This window comes from Mycobacterium sp. TH-M25 (assembly GCF_057473665.1).
On record NZ_JBYCLA010000503.1, the window covers coordinates 1 to 3,489 of the forward strand.

At 63.0% G+C, this 3,489-nt stretch carries 1 protein-coding gene; it reads right to left on the reverse strand.

What is annotated here, in order from left to right; all coding sequences use genetic code 11:
- Positions 1-3,489: Eco57I restriction-modification methylase domain-containing protein (locus AC2VOU_RS16980; protein ID WP_486958419.1), on the reverse strand; the 3,489-nt coding region annotated here is incomplete at both ends.

The window sequence follows — 3,489 nt, forward strand, 5'->3', positions numbered from 1 at the left end:
CCACGAAGTGTAGGAAAGTTCTAACACGTATGGCTCAATCCATTTGGCAAGACTGCATTTACAGTTCCAAGATGTGGGAAAGCTGAAAGTTGCGGGAGTTGGACATGCGATCTGTTTCACCACAAAGTAATTCATGTTCAATCCGCTCAGCTTCTGCCTTGCTACATAATCGAACGCCAAACTCGACCAGACACAATGAAGCAGGGGACCGAGACTCGGCTCAGTGAGAAAGGCGAGGAAGAAGCTATCTCCCACGGCTGATAACGGCATCACTGAAGGAATGTATGTCCGCATCTGCTCCGCCTTTGTGATCCGTCGCCAACCTAGAAGCCAGTCCCGGTCCCACCGGTCTTGGAACCTCGCCAAGACCTCTGCGCGATCTACCCAATACCGCGCCAAGGGCTCTAAGTGCGGATCGTTGTGGTCCGCGTCAGCGAGTCGTGGAAGCGCACCGACATTTAGCTGGGCTTGCGTCGCAGCCCGATAGGTTGCGAAGCGATGGTCGAAGTGGCTCAGCATTTTCGCTTCATACAGCGGCACGTACTCCTTGTGGCCGTGCTGGTATGACCAGCCATTGAAATGGAGCTTCGTAAGATGCTCCGGCTGGCGGAAGAGCCGGGAGTCGTTGGCCATGTCAAACATTCGCAAGAATGACAGTCCCCACGGGTTCCCATCGGGGTCATCATCGCGGATAAGAATCGGATGGCGGTTGTAGATGCCGAGGGTGATGTCGGCATCAATGCGAGCCCTGAACATCGGCAGGGTGCCCGTGTTGGGATTCATTTCTAAGACTTCGTTCGGCGCCAGTTCGAAGTGCCGAGAAGCAAGATCGGCGATGTAGCGGGTAAGGAAGGCGAACCGGGTCCGCTTAACAACTCTCTGTGCACCTGTCATGATGGTTAGCGCAAACCGCACTTTGTGATCGATGTCTCGGAAGAGTTTTTCCTCGTTCTGGAAGTCGTAGAAGGCGAAAAGGCGCTTCGCACTTAGGGTGTCCGAGAAGAACGGCGCGGTTGTCTTATCGGTAGCCAGTCCGGTGGGAGTGAGGATTCCGGCGGCGCCCTGCGGTCCAACGACGGTGCGCATGGTTTCGGCGAAGACGCTGTAGGTGTTGACGTCACCCTGTCCGGTGAGCGGATAGCGTCCGCTTTTTAGTAGTAGATGGGCAGTGGCGTCGGACTGCCGTAGCGCATCCCGGTAGGCGCGGTACAGGTGCTGGTCGGTGTCGGCCAGTTCCTCGATCATGTTCTTGCGGATGGCGGCGGTGGCGGCGTTCTCGATATCGGTGCGGCCGAGGTTGCCGAAGAACTCCTTGTCTTGGATCTTGACGCGTTCCCAGGGTGGGTTGCCGATGACGCAGGAGAAGCCGCCGCTCCACCCGGTGACCGGATCCTCTCCGCCGTCGCCGACCGCGAAGATGCCGGGAAACTCCAAGTGCCAGTGGAAGAACCGGTATTGGCGGGCCAGTCCGTCAATCTGTTTGGTGATACTCGCCGGCACGTTCTGCCCCTCGGAGAAGGCGCGCAGAGTGGCGTGGGTGATGCCGTGGCCGGAACTGTGTGCGCCGGTTTTGGGTTGAACGAAGGCGGCGCACCAGGCGTCAGCCACGTGCTTGGCAGCTTTGAGGTCATGGTCGTGCTCGAGCTTGCGCCAGGCGTCGGCGCGGGCCCGTAGTTGGGCGAGGTCGGCGATGGTGCCGGTGTCGGCCTCTTGGGCGGCCTTGTGGAATTGGCCCGTGTCGACGTTGAGTGTCTCCGAACCGTATTCGAAGCTGAGTTGGTCGGAGTCGGCTTCACGCTCAGCTTTGTTGCGGGCCTTGAGTTTGGTGGTCCAGGTCTTGTCATCGTCGCCGAGGACGACGAAAGCGGTGTCGGGGTTGTTGTTCTTCAGCAGGGCCGGGGTGGCGCCGAGCAGGGTGTTGCCGACGCGGAAGTGTGCGTCGAGGAACGGCAGCGGCCGGTTGGCGTCGAAGGCTTCCAGCCACAGGGCGACTTTGGTGATCTCGATGGCCAGGTCGTTGACGTCGACACCGTAAAGGCAGCGCTCGATGACGTCGGCGGTGGCTGCGCGGACGGCGGCGGGGCTGGGTTCGGTCTCGCCGGTGCGGGCCTCGGCCAGCGCGTTGGCGATGCGCCGGGCTGCACCGACCACGAAATGTCCACTGCCACAAGCAGGATCGACGACGGTGAGCCCCAGCAACGCTTGTTCCGGATCGGGCTGCTTCCGCGCCTCGGCGATCAGCGGGTCGAGGGTTTCGGTGAGCACCACGTCGATGAGTTCGGTGGGGGTGTAGTAGGAGCCGGACTTCTTGCGTTCGTTTCCGGCGGCGACGGTGAGGCTGAAGGTGTGGTCGGTGGGGTCGTAGCGGGGGGTGTAGGCCAGCAGCCCTTCGTACATGCCGCCGAACTCTTCGCTGTCGAGGTTGCGGTAGTCGACGTTGCGGGGGGTGCCGGTCTGTGGGTCGTTGATCTGGGACAGCGCCTTGACGGCGGCGAGGAATGCGTAGTTGGGCAGTCGGGCGCCGTTGAGGATGCCGAGGAAGTCCCGCGCGTAAAGGCCGGCGCCCAGGCCGCTGAGGCCGAGGGCGGGCAGGCCGTGGCCGGCTAGGGCGTCGGTAACGATCTGGTGGGCGTCCCACAGGTCGGTGTGGCGCCCGCCGGCGTGGGTGGTGGCGAGTTGGCGCAGCCGGGCGGTGGAGAAGTAGGTGCAGTAGCGTTGCCGGGCTGCGGGTTTGGCGCTGTCGGTGTGCAGCAGCTCTCGGTCTTCGGCGACGAACAGCACGACGAGTCGGTAGGCGATGCGTAGCAGGGCACGGTGCAGGTCATGGTGGGCGTCAGGGGCGCCAGCCAGCGCATCGCGCAGGTGGGAGTTGTCCGGGCAGGCCAGAAAACCGTTGCCGAGCTGTTCCATGGCGACCGCGATGCCGTTTTGCAGGTTGAGCCTGGCGCGGGAGCCGACGTCGATGGCCTGCAACCGCCAGCGTTCCAGCCAGCAGTTGTCCAGCCGGGCTTCGGGCAATTCAGCCTCGGCGTCTTCCTCCTCATCGCTGTCGGCGGCAGCAGCAGCTTGTTTGGCGGCCGCGTCGGTGAGCCGGGGGGTGACGCGCGTGACGTGCGCGGTGAGGAACAGCAACCGGAAGTCGGCGTAGAGCTGGTTGGCGAAGATCTCGTCGAGGTCGAACTCGACGTAGGACTGGCGGGACAGCGCCGAGGCATCGCGCAGCAGCCGCAGCTGGCGGCCGTTGGACAGGATCGCCCACAGCGTCCGGTCTTCCCGATTGAGGTAGTCCTGCACCATCGACTGTGGTGCCCGGGCGGTAACCCCCGCGGTCTTGGCATCCAGGGCCACCGGGGCGCCGAGCAGATGGATGGGCACCCAGGCGGTGGGTGAGGCGGCATCGGGGTAGGACCAGCGGTGGGAGATCGGGAAGTGCGCTGTAGTGGTATCGCCCAGTCCGGGCTTGATGTTCAGGCCGCCGCTAACGACTTC